This window comes from Aedoeadaptatus urinae, from assembly GCF_900155585.1.
GTDB classification, from domain to species: Bacteria; Bacillota; Clostridia; order Tissierellales; family Peptoniphilaceae; genus Aedoeadaptatus; species Aedoeadaptatus urinae.
Genome location: NZ_LT707418.1, coordinates 554,728 through 571,174 on the forward strand (window position 1 = coordinate 554,728; position 16,447 = coordinate 571,174).

A 16,447-nucleotide genomic window follows, 5' to 3' on the forward strand; every position below is an offset into this window, starting at 1 on the left:
CTCCTTAATGTTTAAAGTGACGGACGCCCGTAAATACCATGGACAGTCCTTTTTCGTTACATACCTTAATGGAATCCTCGTCGCGGATGGAGCCGCCCGGTTGAATAATGGCGCTGACACCTTTTTCCGCCGCCGCTTTGACACAGTCGTCGAAGGGGAAGAAGGCGTCGCTCGCCATGACCGAGCCTTCGAAGTCGCGTTCGGGGTTGTGGTTAAAGATATTTTCAAGGGCCCAGATACGGCTGGTTTCGCCGCCGCCGACGCCTAAGGTCATGCCGTCTTTAATGAGGACCACGGCGTTGGAGCGCACGTATTTAACCACCTTCATGCCGAAGAGGAGATCCCGCTTTTCGGCATCCGTCGGCGCATTGTCCGTGACCACCTTGTAGTCTTCGTCCGCATCGAGATCCGCATCTTGTACCAAGACTTTTCCGCTGGCGAAGCGCATTTCTTTTTTCAACGGGCCGGCAGCGTAGTCCACTTGAATGACGCGGAGGTTTTTCTTTTGCTTAAAGACTTCCAAGGCCTCCTCGGTAAAATCTTTTGCCGCAACCACTTCCAGGAAGATCTTCACCATTTCTTCGGCGCAGGCCTTGTCCACCGTGGTGTTTAAGGCGACGATGCCGCCGAAAATAGACAGACTGTCCGCTTCAAACATCTTCTTGTAAGCGTCCACGTCGCTTTCGCCTAAGGCGACGCCGCAGGGCGTGGCGTGCTTCAAGCCGACGCAGATAATGCCGTCCTTTTCTTCGTCGAATTCACCGGCGAGACTGACCGCCGTGTTGAAGTCGTTGTAGTTGTTGTAGGAAAGGTCCTTGCCTTGGAACTGTTTCAAGTGGCTGAAGTAGCTGTTCACCATGGGATCGGAATAGACCGCCGCCTTTTGATGGGGATTTTCCCCGTAGCGCAGGTCTCCGTCTTTTTTCAGGCCGATGGTCAGGAGCTCGTCCTCTTCCCCGGTGACTTCCTTAAAGTAGCGGGCGATCATGGAGTCGTAGTAGGCGGTCTTGCTGAAAGCCTTCATGGCCAGCTTGCGGCGGAAGGCGAGATCGTCCTTCCCCTCTTTTAATACGCCGAGCACGTCGTCGTAGTCCGAAGGATCGGTGACGATGAGCACGTCCTTGTGGTTCTTCGCCGCAGAACGCACCATGGAGGGGCCGCCGATGTCGATGTTTTCGATCATGTCCGCTTCGGATTTATGTTGCTTGTAGCTTTCTTCAAAGGCGTAGAGATTGACGCAGACCAAGTCGATATTGCCGATGCCGTGTTCCTTCACCGTGTCCACGTGGCCCTTTTCGTCGCGCTTATATAAAATACCGCCGTGTACCTTCGGGTGCAGGGTCTTTACCCGGCCGTCAAGCATTTCGGGAAAGCCCGTGTAGGCGTCGATGGGCGTGACATCTACGCCGCCTTCGGCAATGGTTCTTAAAGTGCCGCCGGTGGACAGTAGGGTGAAGCCCAAGTCCACAAGGCCCTTGGCGAAGCTCACAATATTTGTCTTGTCCGTTACGGATAACAGTGCGTATTTCATAGTATGCCCTCCTCGCAAAATCGAATGGCTGTTTTAAGTAATTGGTGCTCCAGGACGAGCACCGTTTGTTGAATGGCTTCCGGCGAATCCAGCTTCTGTATATCCACGGAGGATTGGAGCAAAATGGCGCCGCCGTCCACGGTTTCGGTGACGTAGTGCACCGTGGCGCCGCTTCTCTTTTCCCCGTCGGCAAACACCGCCTCGTGGACGTGCATGCCGTACATGCCCTTGCCGCCGTATTTCGGCAGCAGGGCCGGATGGATATTGATCATGCGTCCGGCGTAGCGCGTCAAAAGCTCCTTGCCCAGGATTTTTAAATAGCCCGCCAGGACGATAAAGTCGATCTTATTTTCCTCAAGCACCTCTAAGAGATCGCCGTCAGCTTCCACGAAGGTGGCCTTTCCCGCCTCTTGCGCCCGCACGAGGCCGTAGGCGTCGCGGCGATTGGAGACGACCAGAGCGATCTCCGATTGAAAAAATCCTTCCCTTTCGGCATCTAAGAGGGACTGTAAATTGGTCCCGGAGCCGGAAATAAATACGGCGATTTTCATTTCAGCACAGTCTTGCCTTCGCCCTTGGTGATTTTTCCGATCACCGTGGCTTTCTCGTCGGTCTTTTCGTTGAGGTAAGCCAGGGCTTTTTCCGCCTCGTCCGCGCCTACGATAACGATCATGCCGATGCCCATGTTAAAGGAGCGGTAGAGCTCTTCTTCCGCAATGGCGCCGGTGTTTTCGATAAAGGTAAAGAGATCGCCCTTGTCCCAGCTGCCCTTTTCGATGGTGCAGTTTAAATCGTCGGACAAGATACGGGGAATGTTTTCGATAAAGCCGCCGCCGGTAATGTTGGAGACGCCCTTCACCTCCACCTCGTCCATTAAACCCAGCACGGGCTTCACGTAGAGGCGTGTGGGACGCAGTAGGGCTTCCCCGACGGTGCCTTTAAGGCCTTCGGCGGTATCATTAATGCCCAACTTCAAGTGATCGAAGAAAAGCTTCCGCGCCAAGCTGTAGCCGTTGGAGTGGAGGCCGCTGGATGCGAGTCCGATGACCACGTCCCCATCCTTCACCTTGCTTCCGTCGATGATTTTATTTTTATCACAAAGACCCACGGCAAAGCCCGCCAGATCGTACTCGTCTTCGGCGTAAAGGCCCGGCATTTCCGCCGTCTCCCCGCCGATTAAAGCGCAACCCGATTGGCGACAGCCCTCCGCCACACCTTCCACGATCTTTTGCATCTTTTCCGCGGACACGTGACCCGTGGCCACGTAGTCCAAGAAGAACAGGGGCTTGGCACCTTGGCAGATCAAATCGTTGACGCTCATGGCCACGAGATCGATGCCCACCGTGTCGTGGATATCCATCATCTGTGCCACCATAAGCTTCGTGCCCACGCCGTCGGTGGCACCTAAAAGCACCGGGTGCTCCATGTCCTTGGCGGCGGAAAGATCGTAGCCGCCGGAGAACAATCCGATGTCCCCTAAGACATTCTTGTCGTAAGTGGATGCGACGGCCTTCTTCATTAGCTCGACGGCACGATTGCCTTCGGTAATGTCGACGCCGGCGTCTTTGTAAGATAAAGTCATAATGCCTCCTATATCACCGTGGGGTCTACCGGGTAGTCCCCGTCAAAACAAGCGGTACAGTATTGGTCGATCCCTTTCTTGCCGGCCCGAGCCAAGCCTTCCATGGAGATAAAGGCCAGAGAATCGGCGCCGATATTTTCTTCGATTTCCTTAATCGATTGATTGGCGGCGATTAAATGCTTCCGATTGGGCGTGTCGATGCCGTAGTAGCAGGAATATTTTACCGGCGGCGAGGTGATGCGCATGTGCACTTCCTTGGCACCGGCATCCCGCAGGCGATGGATCAAATTGCGGCTCGTGGTTCCCCGGACGATGGAGTCGTCCAGGAGGACGATGGACTTGCCCTTCACCACGTCGGTCAGCGGATTCAGCTTCAGCTTCACCGCCATGTCCCTTTCCTTTTGCGTCGGCTTAATAAAGGTACGGCCCATGTAGCGATTCTTTACCAGACCTTCGCCGAAGGGAATTTGCGATGCTTGAGCGTAGCCGATGGCCGAGGGAATGCCGCTGTCGGGCACCGGTACGACCAGGTCCACGTCACAGGGCGCTTCTTCCCACAGGATTTCGCCGCAGCGACGGCGGAAGGTGTAGGCGTTGATGTCGTCTAAATTGGCGTCGTTACGTGCAAAGTACACGTACTCGAAAATACAATTCTTCGGCGTGGCATCCGATTCGTAGTGATCGGAATGAATCCCCGTTTCGTCGACGACGAGAATTTCGCCGGCTTCGATGTCACGGGTCATGCGGCCGCCGATAATTTCAATGGCGGCGTTTTCGCTGGCCACGATAACGTCGTCTTCGTCCCGGCCCAAGACCAGAGGACGGAAGCCGTTGGGATCTCTAAAGGCCACCACCTTGCCCTTGACCAGTGCCGTGACCGAATAAGCGCCTTCGATAACGCCCATAGTCTTTTTAATGGCCTCGACGATGTCCCCGTCGTAGTAGCGGGTAATTAAGTATAAAATCACTTCCGTGTCGTTGGTGGTTTGGAACATCATCCCTTCCTCTTCCAAACGCTCACGCAGAATATGATAGTTTACCAAATTGCCGTCGTTGGCGATGGCGATGGTTTCCCCGCCGATGAAACCCATAATCGGCTGAATATTATAATCGTGGGAGCCTTCCGCCGTGGAATAGCGCACGTGACCGATGCCGATATTCCCTTCCAAATCCCGTAAGCTTTCTTCCGTGTAGGCGTCGATAACCAAGCCCATGGACCGCTTTCTTAAAATTTCTTCCCCGTTGTAAATGGCCATACCCGTGGCTTCCTGTCCCCGGTGTTGCAGCGAGTTCATACCGTAAAACAGACTGGTTGCCACTTTCGATTTACTATAAATTCCAATAACTCCACACATTGTTTGCGTTAGATCCTTTCTATCAAATACGATGTCTCAATCTTGGGTGCTACTTTCATCTCGTATAAGGATACTTTTTATTGGCCTCGCGAACGAAGCCCCGCACAAAACCTCCTAAAAATTAAAAAAAGAGATACAGGTATCGTATCTCTTTATAAGCCTACACTGAGAGCGTGGCTTGGCCATTTTTTAACGCAAGAAAATACAAGCGCACAAAGAGCCAAGTGCTTTAAATGCAATTGAACGAAGTTAAATCGGATCAACCCCAAGCCCCCCTTTTGTCAAAAGTATTGTACCATATTTTTTTGGACGGAACAATCGACCGGGAAAAAATACGGGACGTGTTGGGAAAATTTTTCCAAAACAGTATAGAAAAATCGGCACGAAATCAATCGTGCCGATTTCTATTTCGGGATCAACCCTTGTGAAAATGCTCCGCCTCTATTCAGCGATTTTAATATCGAGGGGAAGAATGCGCAGCCAGGTTTCGGCTTGCGTTCCCTTTTCACGTTGGTAATCGTGATTGTTGGCAGCTTCCATCACTTCACAATAAGCCCAGTGGTTCGGAGTAATGTCGGTGAATTGGATCAAATCCTTTTTCACGCCGGCCATGCCTTCCAAGGTCGTGCCACGGTTAGCGTATTGATTCAAAATGCGCGCCACTTCAGCCCGTTGAATCTTGGCGTCGGGACGGAAGGTGCCGTCGGGATAGCCGTTAATGCGGCCGTTGCCGTAGGCTTGATTAATGGCATCCTCGTAAACGTGACCCTTCACGTCGGCGAAGGGAGCCACCTTGTCGTTCTTCTTGTCCACGAAGTACAGGGCCCGTGCAAATTCGGCGCGGGTAATGGCTTCGTTGGGGCGGAAATTGCCGTCTTTGTCGGCAAGCATCAAGTTCATCTTGACCGTAATGTTAATGGCCGAGTTGTACCATCTGGAAGGCGTGTCCGCAAAATTCGGTTTCGACTTGTCGCTCATATCCAAGCCGGCCAAGCGGGCGATAAGAGCCGCCGCTTCGGCGCGGGTAATATTGCCTTCGGGACGTACGGTCTTGTCGGTGTAACCATAGAGGTATCTGTAGTGACGACCGGTTTCCATTTCCTTCGCCGGCTCTACCGGTTCAGGTGCCCTGTTCGGCATAATCAAGGTGCTTCCCATGTAGAAAGTACCATTGCCGGGTTGAGAGGGATCTTGCGACGTTATATCTTTCCAGATAGCTTTGACTTCTATATTGCCATTGACTGTAACCATTGTTCCCGGAGCAAATACCTTGTTGGGTGCTTGGGCAATTTGCCAGCCGGCAAATACTTTTCCTTTAGGAGCGGTAAAGCCGTTCTTCGGCAATTCAAACTGTTGACCCTTCTTCACGGTTATGGGGTCCATCTTGTCGGTCCCGCCATTGCCGTTAAAGGTAACTTTGAATTCTTTAACTGCCGGAGCCTTATCTTTCCATTTTGCAGTAACGGTCGTGTTGTCAGTGACGGTGATTTCGTCGCCAACTTTTTTGTCTTCGCCGTTGACTGTCCAACCGTCAAACTCTTTGTTTTCCGGTGCGGTAAATTTGTTGTCAGGTAGTTTGTAGGTTGAACCTTTTTTGACGGTTGCTTTGTCCATACTTCCGCCGCCGCCGTTGCCTGCAAAGGTGACATCTACCATGCTGTCTTTCCATTTTGCGGTAACGGTCGTGTTGTCAGTGACGGTGATTTCGTCGCCAACTTTTTTGTCTTCGCCGTTGACTGTCCAACCGTCAAACTCTTTGTTTTCCGGTGCAGTAAATTTGTTGTCAGGTAGTTTGTAGGTTGAACCTTTTTTGACGGTTGCTTTGTCCATACTTCCGCCGCCGCCGTTGCCTGCAAAGGTGACATCTACCATGCTGTCTTTCCATTTTGCGGTAACGGTCGTGTTGTCGGTGACGGTGNCAGTGACGGTGATTTCGTCGCCAACTTTTTTGTCTTCGCCGTTGACTGTCCAACCGTCAAACTCTTTGTTTTCCGGTGCAGTAAATTTGTTGTCAGGTAGTTTGTAGGTTGAACCTTTTTTGACGGTTGCTTTGTCCATACTTCCGCCGCCGCCGTTGCCTGCAAAGGTGACATCTACCATGCTGTCTTTCCATTTTGCGGTAACGGTCGTGTTGTCAGTGACGGTGATTTCGTCGCCAACTTTTTTGTCTTCGCCGTTGACTGTCCAACCGTCAAACTCTTTGTTTTCCGGTGCAGTAAATTTGTTGTCAGGTAGTTTGTAGGTTGAACCTTTTTTGACGGTTGCTTTGTCCATACTTCCGCCGCCGCCGTTGCCTGCAAAGGTGACATCTACCATGCTGTCTTTCCAAGTTGCTGTTAGTGTTACGTTGTCTGTTATTTTTATCGTATCTCCGGCTTTTTTAACACCATCCTCATTACCAACTTTCCAGCCGGCGAATTCTTGATTTGTTGGTGCTTTAAATGTTGGTTCAGGAAGTTTATAATCGCTGCCTTTATTAACAGGAACATCTTTCATCTCTCCGGATGCACCTGTTCCCGGTAGGAAGTTTACTTTAAGTTCGATTGGCTTCCAAATAGCTTTTACTACTGTATCTCCGGTAATTGTTATTTTTGCTCCCGGTTGTTTTAGATTTGTAGAGTCATCTCCGATTTGCCAACCTGAAAATTGTTTGTTTTCTGGAGCTGTGAACGTATTTGCTGCAGGTAATTCATATTCCGTATTTACTTTTTGAGTTACTTTTTCTTTCGTTCCACTACCGGAATTTGCATCAAAAGTTATATCGTAGGTTTTTGTTGCTGTGGCTGTGAAGACATTGTTATCAGCAGTTGCCACGAAGTTCGTGCCGTTCTTGCTGTCTCTCCATACCGGTTCTGTATATCCTTCTTGTGGAGTAACTTTTATTGAGTCAATGACTGATGCATTGATGATTGGAAGTGTATATTCTTTTACATTGGTTCCCGGTTTTACCTTGTAGCTTTGATAAGAAGTAGGATTTTCTTTATCACCGGTAATTGCAGTACCATCTGTATTGTTGACTTTTGTTCCTTCACCTAATTTAAATTCTACATCTAAGGCATCTGTTGGAACCTTATCTTTTCTTTTCATGCTAGTCACATGGTTACTAACGTATAGGATTTGTTTTTCAACTACAAGTTCTGACTTATCATCAAAAGTAATTTTAATTTTACCTTCGAAGTCACCTTCTTTAGAAGTGCTTCTCTTTTCCTCAGTTACATCTTCAAATTTTGCTCCTTTAAGAAGTTCATTTATTTTGCCTTTATTTTCTTCTGTTGCGGAGTCTTTAGCTTTTACGCCGTCTTTCCAGTCAACTGTATCTCCGACCCATTTTTTGAGTTCAACCGGGTCGAGACCGCCAAGGGCTTCAACTTTTTCAGCTTTTGTTTCTTTTACAGTAAAAGTTCCGGGTTCTGAGGTGAGTGGTTTTTTATCGTCATCCGCTATTCCACCCTTATCCGTTACTGTAGCTGTTACTGTTGTATCGCCTTTTACCTTGTCTTTAGGAAGGGTTACAACGCCATTAGCATCAACACTGCCTTCGCCTTTAGTAATTGACCAAGTTCCATTATCAGCTTTTGTTGCTGTAGTTGTTTGATCATTACCGTCTTTATCCTTATAGGAAACAGTAATAGTCTTAGCATCTGTATCTTTTTCATTTGGAGTGATTGTGATGTTTTTCTTATCTTTACTTAACTCAACCGTAGGTGCGTCCGGTTTGATATTTTTTAAAAGGTCTTTGGCCGGAATTGTTATTTTTGGTTGAGCTCCATCTTTTATCTTAACTGAACCATCTTCATTTTTTACAGGTACCGGATTGTAGTTACTATCATAAGTAACTTCCACATCATTACCGCTAAATATCTTAACATTTCCGCTGTCATCAATTTGTATGACTGCCGGTACTCCATCCCAGTCTCCGGTTCCGTTTGGTAATTTAGATACACCATCTACTGTATATGCTTTTCTTATAGCAGCATCAATTGTTTTTTTGTCATCAGCAGTTAATTTTCTAGGGTCTTTAACTTCCGTTTTTTCAGGTATTACCGGTTTAACAGTGGTTGTAGAACAAGATACAAATTTATGGGGTTCTTTTACAGAAACGCCGACTATTTGGTCGAGAGTTAAACTTTCCCCTGCTTTTAAATCATAGGAAAAAGTTCCATCATTTTGTAAAGTTACAGGTACCGGGTCAGATGAGTCTTTGTCAACTGTACACTTATTTTTATTACAATACTTATCTGCTTTCTCCTTATTAACTCTAAGGATTAATTGTACTTTTATGCCGTCAAAAGGTCCCGGTCCTGCCAGTTTTCCCTTAACTACATTGTCTACAATTGTAATACTGCCAATCTCAGGTGATCTTGAGGTTTCTGTAACTTGTTTTATTTGTAAATTTGTAGCTTCAACTTGGCCTGATGTCGAACCATCAGTATAAGTTACTTCATAATAAGCATGGGCAGTACTATCAATAGAAAACTTAACAGATTTAATATCACCGGCTATTGCAGTGTTTGCATCTTTCAACATTTTAACAGCTTCTGCTTGTTCATCTTCATTAACTATGTTAGAACTTGTTTGCTCTATCCAAATTTCGCCACTTGGCATTGTCAGAGTAACTGTAGATGCCTTAGATGGTTGTGCAGTTTTAGTTACCTCAGGTGATTTATCTTCACCAATTTGTTGGTAGACTGTTACCGTATCGCCTTCTTCAACTTTTTTTCCTTCAGGTAAGTCTACCTTCCATGTCGTTCCGCTTGTAGGTGTAACGGAAAGGTTGGCTTTTTCAGTCCCGCTACTATCTTTTAAGCTTACATGGACTGTTGCTATTACAGTCTTTTTATTAACTCTAGCTTTTGCTAAATTGGCTCCCGAAATCGTGGTGGCATCGTATAATACATCGTTAACGGTCGGTGCCTTTACAGCAGCCGCATGTACTTCCACCGCACCCAACACATTGGTCAGGATCATGACGAAAGCTAAAAAGCAGGCGCCCAAGGATTGGAACAGCTTTTTCCTCGCATCGTGTCGTGTCATTTCTTACTCCCTTTCTCTTCTATCTTCAACTTCCATACCGTTTACGGCATTTTACAAGCATCTTAACGTATTCATGATATCGAATTTTCCCTCTTTAATCAAGGCTCGGAGCCCTTTTCGCGGCATCTTTTTATTACAATGCCGTGACGCTTACATATAAGAGGCGCGCCGCGAAATCCCGCCCCGTTTTTATTCCGGTTCCACCGGCGCAGGCAGCTCTTCGTTTTCAAAGAAGCTCGTGCCCTCTTCCGAATTGCTTTGGAAGGTGCCGAAGGTGGAGATGTAGTTTTCCCCGTCCACGGTGTAGCGGACTTCCACCTGCAGGTATTCCAGGAAGTATTTTTCGTATTGGCGGCTGTAGCGCTTGGTGGTGTAGCTGTAGCCCAGATCCCCTTCGTCTTTCAGCTCCCCTGTAATGACCCGCGTCTTTTGGGGATCGTCATCGTGGGACGCGTGGGCGATAATTTTAATCGTCGCCTTTTCGGGCTTCACGGGCTTTTCGTCTTTTTCGAATTGAAAAAACATTTTCGGGTCTTTATTTAATTTGATACAGGGGATGTCCCCTTCGATCTTCCCCTCGACGGTATCCCGCAACTTGGCCAACTCGCCTTCCGTCAGGGCAAGATAGTCTTTTTCTTTATAGGTTCTGATAATGGGCTTGCGCTCGTCCCACGCCACGACGGCATCCATGCGCAGGCCGTCTACGGTTTCGTTGCGCATAAAATTCGGCGTCGGCGAGAAGGCGTAGGCGATGAAGGCCGCCCCTGCCGCGATGAAAATAGCTAAAGCGATCAATATTTTCTTTCTCATAGCACACCTCCTTTTCTTTATTTTACCCTTTTTCGCGCAATAAAAAACCGGCCCGAGGCCGGTGTTTTACAGATTGATTAAATGGGTGGCCACTTCGAAGTAGATCAACAGGGCGAAGGTATCCACCAGTGTGGTGATGATGGGCCCCGCCATGACCGTCGGGTCCACGTGGACTTTGTCGGCGATCAGGGGCAGGACGCCGCCGATGATTTTCGACAGGGTCACGGTTAAAAGCAGGGTGGCCGAGACGGTAAGGCTGATGGACAGGCCGTGGTCCCCTAAAAGGGTCATGCGGACGAAGTTCACCGCCACCAAGATGGTGCCCGTAATCAGGCCCACCTTCAGCTCTTTGCTCATGACGGAGAAGATATTTCTGAAGTGGACTTTCCCCGTGTACAGGGCGCGAATCACCGTGGTGGAAGATTGGGTCCCGGCGTTTCCGCCGCTGTCCATGAGCATGGGGATGTAGGCGGCGAGGGCCACGCTGGATGCCAATAAGGACTCGTAGCGCTGAATGATGAAGCCCGTCATGGTCGCCGTAATCAAACAGATAATGAGCCAGGTGGTGCGGTCTTTGGCAATGGCAAAGCTGGAGCGCTCCAAGTAGTCTTCGTCGGAGGTGTCCTGTACCCCGTGGATATTGGACAAGTCTTCTTCGTACTCTTCGTGCATGATGTCGATGGCATCTTCCAAGGGGACCGTACCGATGAGGCGCCCTTCGGAGTCGGTGACGGGAATTTCCGACAGGTCGTAGCGATAGGCGAGCTTCGCGACGAGTTCCTGGTCGTCCAATGCCTCCACGGTGCGGGGCAAGGGATTGAGCAACTCTTCCACGGATTGCTCTTTGAAGCGCATGACGTCGGCTAAATAGACGTAGCCCAAGAGCACCAGGGAGTCGTCGGTGATCCAAATCTGCTCCAGCTTGTCCCCGTCCAGGGGCGAGCGCAGCACCCGTTCCAAGATGTACTCCGCGCCGGAGGAGGCTTTGATGGAGAGAAACTCCACGGTCATAATGGCGCCGACGCTGTCTTCCGGATAGCCTAAGAGTTTGTTGACGATGACGCGGCGCTCCCCGGTGACGAATTCGTCCATGAGGCGGCGCACCATATTGGCGGGAAGCTCCTGCAGTGTGTCTACCAACTCGTCTTCGTCGAGCTCTTTAATCAGGGAGCGAATGGCGTCGTCGGTGTAGCTGTCGATGAGCTCGCGCTTGGTATCGGCGTCCAATTCGGCAAAGGTATCCGCCGCCTTGTCTTTCTCCAAAAGCTTCAGCCACAGGGCCACGGACACCGGGTCCATGCCCCGGAGCCGATCCGCCAAGTCCACCGGATCCATTTGATTGATTTCATTTTTTAAGGATTTAATTGCATCCACGTCGTAATTTCGTGTCACGCCATCCCCCCTCTTCTCAAGAAAAAAGGACCGAGCACACTCAATCCTTTTGAATACATCTTTCTTTTCAGTCTATGATGAGTATAACACAGAACGAATGCTTTCCATAATCTTACCGATAAAAAACGGACCGAGCGAATCGATCCGTATCAGGTCACATTCAACGGAGTTTTTTCAATTTGACATTGTAGTCTTTTCAAAATAATATAACATTTGAAAAAGGAAATATCGTAATTGTACCGGGCGCCATCTTCTCCTGAAAAAATAGCGCTTCGCGCTTTGACATAGATGCACGCTTTTACTTGCCGAATTACATAAGGAGGACCTCATGAAAAAAAGATTCCTATTGCCTGTTTTTCTCACATTGATACTTCTTTTTTCCAACTGCTCAAGCGCCCAAGCACAGCAAGCGATTAAGTTGTGGATCAACGGTTCTTACGTCCAAACCGATGTTGCGCCGCTTATCCAAAATAATCGCACCCTCGTTCCTCTGCGGGTTATTTCCGAAAACTTAGGTTTGCAAGTGGAATGGGATGCAAAAACAAAATCCGTTATGACTTATAAGTTGATCGACGGACGCCCCGACTTCAAAGAATCGCTTCTTTTGACCATTGGCGACAAACAGGTACCGAAGGCGGCGGAAGAAGCCGCGGCCACAGGCTCCTTATATTACGAATTGGAGGCGGCGCCGGTTATCATCAATAACAGAACCATGGTGCCTATTCGATTTATTGCAGAAGCTTACAAAATGCCCGTGGATTGGGACGGCACCAATCGCACGGTGATCGTGGGCAAAGGCTATACGGCACCCAAGGCAAAGCCGCAAACGAAAAAACCTGTGGCAAGCACTAAACCTTTAAATGCTACCGCAGTTGCCGAGAATCTCGCAAAAAAGGGATTGCCCATCTCCAATATCATAAGCTATAACGAAAAAAATGATGTAAACAATCTTATGGGAAAACCCGGCCAGTACATCGGCAAAGTTAATTTTGCCGATAACCGCATCGAACAATATGATCCAACCGATCCGTTAGGCGGAAGTATCGAGGTCTTCAGAAATTATAAGGATGCAGTGAAGCGACAAAAATACATTAATACCATCGGTAATGCCGCACCCATTTTAAGTGAGTCCAACTACGTTCACAAGAACTATCTTTTGAGAATTGAGCGTTCGCTGTCCCGTGATGAATTTAATCAATATAAAAACAGCTTTATCGAAATTATTGGCCGATAATAAAACAAAAAGAGCCGAACCGTAATCACGATTCAGCTCTTTTTCATTGGTCGAGATGACAGGATTTGAACCTGCGACCCCATGTCCCCCAGACATGTACGCTACCAAACTGCGCCACATCTCGATGTAACAACAGTATTATAACAACTTTACCTTGTCTTTGCAAGAGGGCTTGTCTATATTTTTATTTTTTCGCCGAAGGGCTTCTATAATGCACGCTTGTGATGTACAATATGAAAGTCATTTAGAGGAGGGTATATGAGTTTACGTGTAGATGGAAAAGCTATTTTAGAATCATTGGCCGAGAATAAATCGGTGTCGGCACAGCTGTATCGTCGCTTTGCCGACGACGGAGAGCTCGGCGATTCTTATTTTGAAACCATGGCAAGGGACAGCGACGAGCAGCACGCTATCTTTTTAGATTTGGCGAAGCAGGCCGAGGCCGACGGCGGTTGGGCGGTGGATAAAGAAGACTACCACTACTTCCGTCTGCGTCTGGGGCGCACGCTTTTGTCCGATCCCGAAAAGCTTTCGGACAGGGCAAAAAAGGTGAAGAGCCAAATGGACGTGTTGGAGCTTGCGGAGCGCGTGGAATGCGGCACGCTGGAGATCCTGCGGGAGCTGGAGGACATGGTCCCCCGCTTTGCGCCGAAGGAGCTGAAGGCTATGCAAGAGCAGGCCAAGGCTCATTTAAAAAACATCACCGAAGGCATCCGCGAGCTGTCTTAAATGCAGCGCATGTCGTCTGTAAAGCAAAAGCGAAGGATTTTTCCTTCGCTTTTTTACGTGCGGTCCCTTAGCTCGCGATAGGCTTTAAAGCTTTTCACATCGTCGAAGTTCAGAAAGGGATTCACGGCTTTTTCTTTTTTTATGGTGGTGGGCAAGGTAACTTTCCCCGCCTCCCGCAGCTTCCGCACACGCTCCAGCTCTTCTTTCACGGCCTCGGTGGGATAGGCCTTCACCGTTTGCTCCAAATTGGACAGGGAGTATTCGTGAGCGGGATAGACGATGGTGTCCTCGTCCAGTTTTTTTATTTCCTCGAGGGTGTTAAACATGGCGTCGTAATCGCCGCTGAAGACGCGGCCGCAGCTTGAAAGAAAGAGAGTGTCGCCGATAAAGAGATGCTCTTTCATTTGATAGGCCACGTGCCCTTCCGTGTGACCCGGCGTGGCCATGACCTTCACTTCTTCGCCGAGAAGGGCGAGGGTCTCGCCGCCTGAGACGATTTCCGCGATGGCGCCCGTTTCCTTGGGGCCGTAGACCGGCGCCGGGTGTGCGGCGATAAGCTTTCTCACGCCGCCGATATGGTCTTGGTGCTTGTGGGTCAGGAGCACGGCCTCGAGCTCGTAGCCTCTTGTTTTTATGACCTCAAGAAGCAGATCCGATTCCGAGGGGTCCACGACGACGATGCGATTATTTTTTTCGATGATCCAAATGTAATTGTCCGACAGTGCCGGCAGGGGCATGATATTCATTTTATTCACCTCGTTGAATTCATACCCTTCGAAGGCTTTTCCCTACAATAAAAAACGCCGCCGAAGCGACGTTTTTATTTTTACAGCATTTCGATAAATGCGGTTAAGCGGGTGTTCAATTGGCCGACGTCTGCTTGAGAGTAGTCGGTTTCTACAGCGATGTAGGGAATGTTCTTTTCTTCGTTGCAGAATTTTTGAATCGCAGAGGATTCGATATTGTAGGTGTGGCATGCGGTTAAGACGATTTCGACGACGCCGTCCACCTTGTATTTGTCGATGAGGTAGCTCAACAGTTCGAAGCGATTCGGGTTCGGCGTCATAACGGAGCAGCCGATGTTGATGTAGCGGTTGGAGAGTGCGTCGAGCAGGTCGTCGATGGTTTCGCCGCTTTCGTCGACGAAGTATTGGGATTGTTTTTCGCCGATGCAGTTTTCGAAGCTGACGACGACGGCGCCGTTGTCTTCCAACGCTTTAATAACTTTTTGCGGAGCGCCGCCGGAGGGGCAACCGGTAATTAAGATTCTCGGTTTCTTTTCCCGTTTGGACGGATCGTATTCGCTCATGATCTTTTCTCTTAATTTATCTAATTCCTCGGGAATGGCTTCTTTGTTGAAGTTATAGAAGTTGGAGTTTAACACGGTGTGAATGTCGAAGCCGTTGACGGGAGTCGGTTCGTTTTCCATAACTCCGCAAAGATCTTGTCTTGCGCGACGAATGTCGTTGGTCATGACGATGGCTTTTTTCAAATCGTCGTAGGTGAGCTTTCTGTCGAAGCGTTTTTCAAGGAAGTCGACGACTTTGTAAATTTCTTTTTTCCACAGCTCACGGGCGTCGGCGGATTGGGAGTTGGGAAGCTCCATAACGTAGACGTCTTTAAAGTCGCTCATCATTTCGTACATTTTTTTCTTGCCGTCGCAAGTGGTTTCGCCGATGACCACGTCGGAGAAGTGGAAGAAGGGGCATTTGTCGGTTTTGCCGAAGCCGTAGCTGGATTTAATCAAGGGGCACAGGTTCTTCGGAAGGTCTTTTTCCGCTTCGGCAATGGGTTCGTCGTTGGTGGAGCAGAGGCCCACGGTGGCAAGGCCCATGGCGTTGGCGAGCTCTTGGGGGAAGTAAGTACAGTAGGTGCCTACGACGGGGATGTCTTGGTCTTTGATCTTTTTCACGTTCATGAAGCCGGTTTTTCTTGCGTCGGCAAATTCGTCAAAAATTTCCGGTAAGTCCTTAATAATTTCTTTCATGTTTTCCTCCTATATTCCCAATGTTTAGTTTCTGATTTTCTTTTCCTTCGCCAACAGGGCCGCGCCGATGGCGCCGGCGAATTGACCCTTTTCGTTTCCTATGACTTGGCGATCCAATTTTTTCGACAGTATCTCTGAAAAGTAAGGTACTTGGCTTAAACCGCCGGTCAGGATGACTTTTTCGGGAAAATCCATGCGCCCTGTTAGGGCCACGACTTTGTTGGCTACCGAGTCGACGACACCTGCGGCGATGTCTTCGCGATCCCGGCCTTCGCCGATGTAGCTGATGATTTCCGATTCGGCAAAGACGGTGCAGAGGGAGCTGATGGCGATCTCTTCCCCTTCTTTCGCCATTTCGAAAAGTTCGGTGATATCCACGGCCAAACGGTTCGCCATCACTTCCAAAAATTTACCCGTACCGGCGGAGCACTTGTCATTCATGATGAAGTCTTTGACCATGCCGTTTTCCACGAGGATCACCTTCGTGTCCTGACCGCCGACGTCGATCACGCCTACATCTCCACCGGCGAGCTCTCTGGCGCCCCGGCCGTGGCAGGTAATTTCGGTGATGACGAAATCGGCGAAGTCGACGGAGATGCGTCCGTAGCCCGTGGCCACGACGCGCACGTCGTCGCTTCTGACGTCGATTCCCTGGCGCAGGAGATGATTTTCAATTCCCCGCGCCGTTTCCACCGAACTCCAACCTGTGGGCTGAACGAAGTGGATGTCTTTGTCGCCAAAGCCCCACACCTTCGCAGCCGTCGATCCGATGTCGATTCCGATAAATTCCAAG

Annotated in this window: 12 protein-coding genes and 1 tRNA gene; 2 read left to right on the forward strand and 11 right to left on the reverse strand. The window is 49.2% G+C overall.

Features of this window, described 5'->3' with window-relative positions:
* Positions 1-4: 4 nt before the first annotated feature.
* The 7 genes from purH to mgtE all read right to left on the reverse strand — a co-directional run bounded on the left by purH (position 5) and on the right by mgtE (position 11,704).
* Positions 5-1,531, reverse strand: a complete 1,527-nt coding sequence (gene purH / locus BQ7397_RS07810) for a bifunctional phosphoribosylaminoimidazolecarboxamide formyltransferase/IMP cyclohydrolase (RefSeq protein WP_077075533.1) — start codon at positions 1,529-1,531, stop codon at positions 5-7.
* On the reverse strand, positions 1,528-2,082 hold the full coding sequence (gene purN / locus BQ7397_RS07815) for a phosphoribosylglycinamide formyltransferase (RefSeq protein WP_077075534.1): 555 nt from the start codon (positions 2,080-2,082) through the stop codon (positions 1,528-1,530). Before purN ends, purH begins: the two co-directional genes overlap by 4 nt.
* The gene (gene purM, locus BQ7397_RS07820; RefSeq protein WP_077075535.1) at positions 2,079-3,113 is read right to left on the reverse strand and encodes a phosphoribosylformylglycinamidine cyclo-ligase; all 1,035 of its coding nucleotides are present in this window, start codon (positions 3,111-3,113) and stop codon (positions 2,079-2,081) included. Before purM ends, purN begins: the two co-directional genes overlap by 4 nt.
* Before the next feature lie 8 nt (positions 3,114-3,121).
* Complete coding sequence (gene purF, locus BQ7397_RS07825) at positions 3,122-4,468, reverse strand: amidophosphoribosyltransferase (protein WP_077075536.1); 1,347 nt, start codon at positions 4,466-4,468, stop codon at positions 3,122-3,124.
* Positions 4,469-4,909: 441 nt separating this feature from the next.
* Positions 4,910-9,502, reverse strand: a complete 4,593-nt coding sequence (locus BQ7397_RS09135; RefSeq protein ID WP_144019994.1) for an S-layer homology domain-containing protein — start codon at positions 9,500-9,502, stop codon at positions 4,910-4,912.
* Positions 9,503-9,691: 189 nt separating this feature from the next.
* Positions 9,692-10,312, reverse strand: a complete 621-nt coding sequence (locus BQ7397_RS07870) for a hypothetical protein (protein WP_077075537.1) — start codon at positions 10,310-10,312, stop codon at positions 9,692-9,694.
* A 66-nt stretch (positions 10,313-10,378) separates the two neighbouring features.
* Positions 10,379-11,704: a magnesium transporter gene (gene mgtE, locus BQ7397_RS07875; protein WP_077075538.1), complete on the reverse strand. Its 1,326-nt coding sequence runs from the start codon at positions 11,702-11,704 to the stop codon at positions 10,379-10,381.
* A 328-nt stretch (positions 11,705-12,032) separates the two neighbouring features.
* On the opposite strand from mgtE, the gene BQ7397_RS07880 reads away from it, so the two are divergent.
* On the forward strand, positions 12,033-12,938 hold the full coding sequence (locus BQ7397_RS07880) for a copper amine oxidase N-terminal domain-containing protein (protein ID WP_077075539.1): 906 nt from the start codon (positions 12,033-12,035) through the stop codon (positions 12,936-12,938).
* A 47-nt stretch (positions 12,939-12,985) separates the two neighbouring features.
* Here BQ7397_RS07880 and BQ7397_RS07885 read toward each other — a convergent pair.
* A tRNA-Pro gene (locus BQ7397_RS07885) sits at positions 12,986-13,062 on the reverse strand.
* Between the two features lie 134 nt (positions 13,063-13,196).
* Here BQ7397_RS07885 and BQ7397_RS07890 point away from each other — a divergent pair.
* Positions 13,197-13,667 (forward strand): hypothetical protein, encoded by a 471-nt coding sequence (locus BQ7397_RS07890; protein WP_077075540.1) that lies wholly within the window; start codon positions 13,197-13,199, stop codon positions 13,665-13,667.
* Positions 13,668-13,720: 53 nt separating this feature from the next.
* On the opposite strand, the gene gloB is transcribed toward BQ7397_RS07890, so the two are convergent.
* The 3 genes from gloB to BQ7397_RS07905 all read right to left on the reverse strand — a co-directional run bounded on the left by gloB (position 13,721) and on the right by BQ7397_RS07905 (position 16,446).
* On the reverse strand, positions 13,721-14,413 hold the full coding sequence (gene gloB / locus BQ7397_RS07895; protein WP_077075541.1) for a hydroxyacylglutathione hydrolase: 693 nt from the start codon (positions 14,411-14,413) through the stop codon (positions 13,721-13,723).
* Between the two features lie 80 nt (positions 14,414-14,493).
* Positions 14,494-15,654, reverse strand: a complete 1,161-nt coding sequence (locus BQ7397_RS07900; RefSeq protein WP_077075542.1) for a double-cubane-cluster-containing anaerobic reductase — start codon at positions 15,652-15,654, stop codon at positions 14,494-14,496.
* 24 nt (positions 15,655-15,678) lie between these two features.
* Complete coding sequence (locus tag BQ7397_RS07905; protein WP_077075543.1) at positions 15,679-16,446, reverse strand: acyl-CoA dehydratase activase; 768 nt, start codon at positions 16,444-16,446, stop codon at positions 15,679-15,681.
* Between the last annotated feature and the right edge of the window lies 1 nt (position 16,447).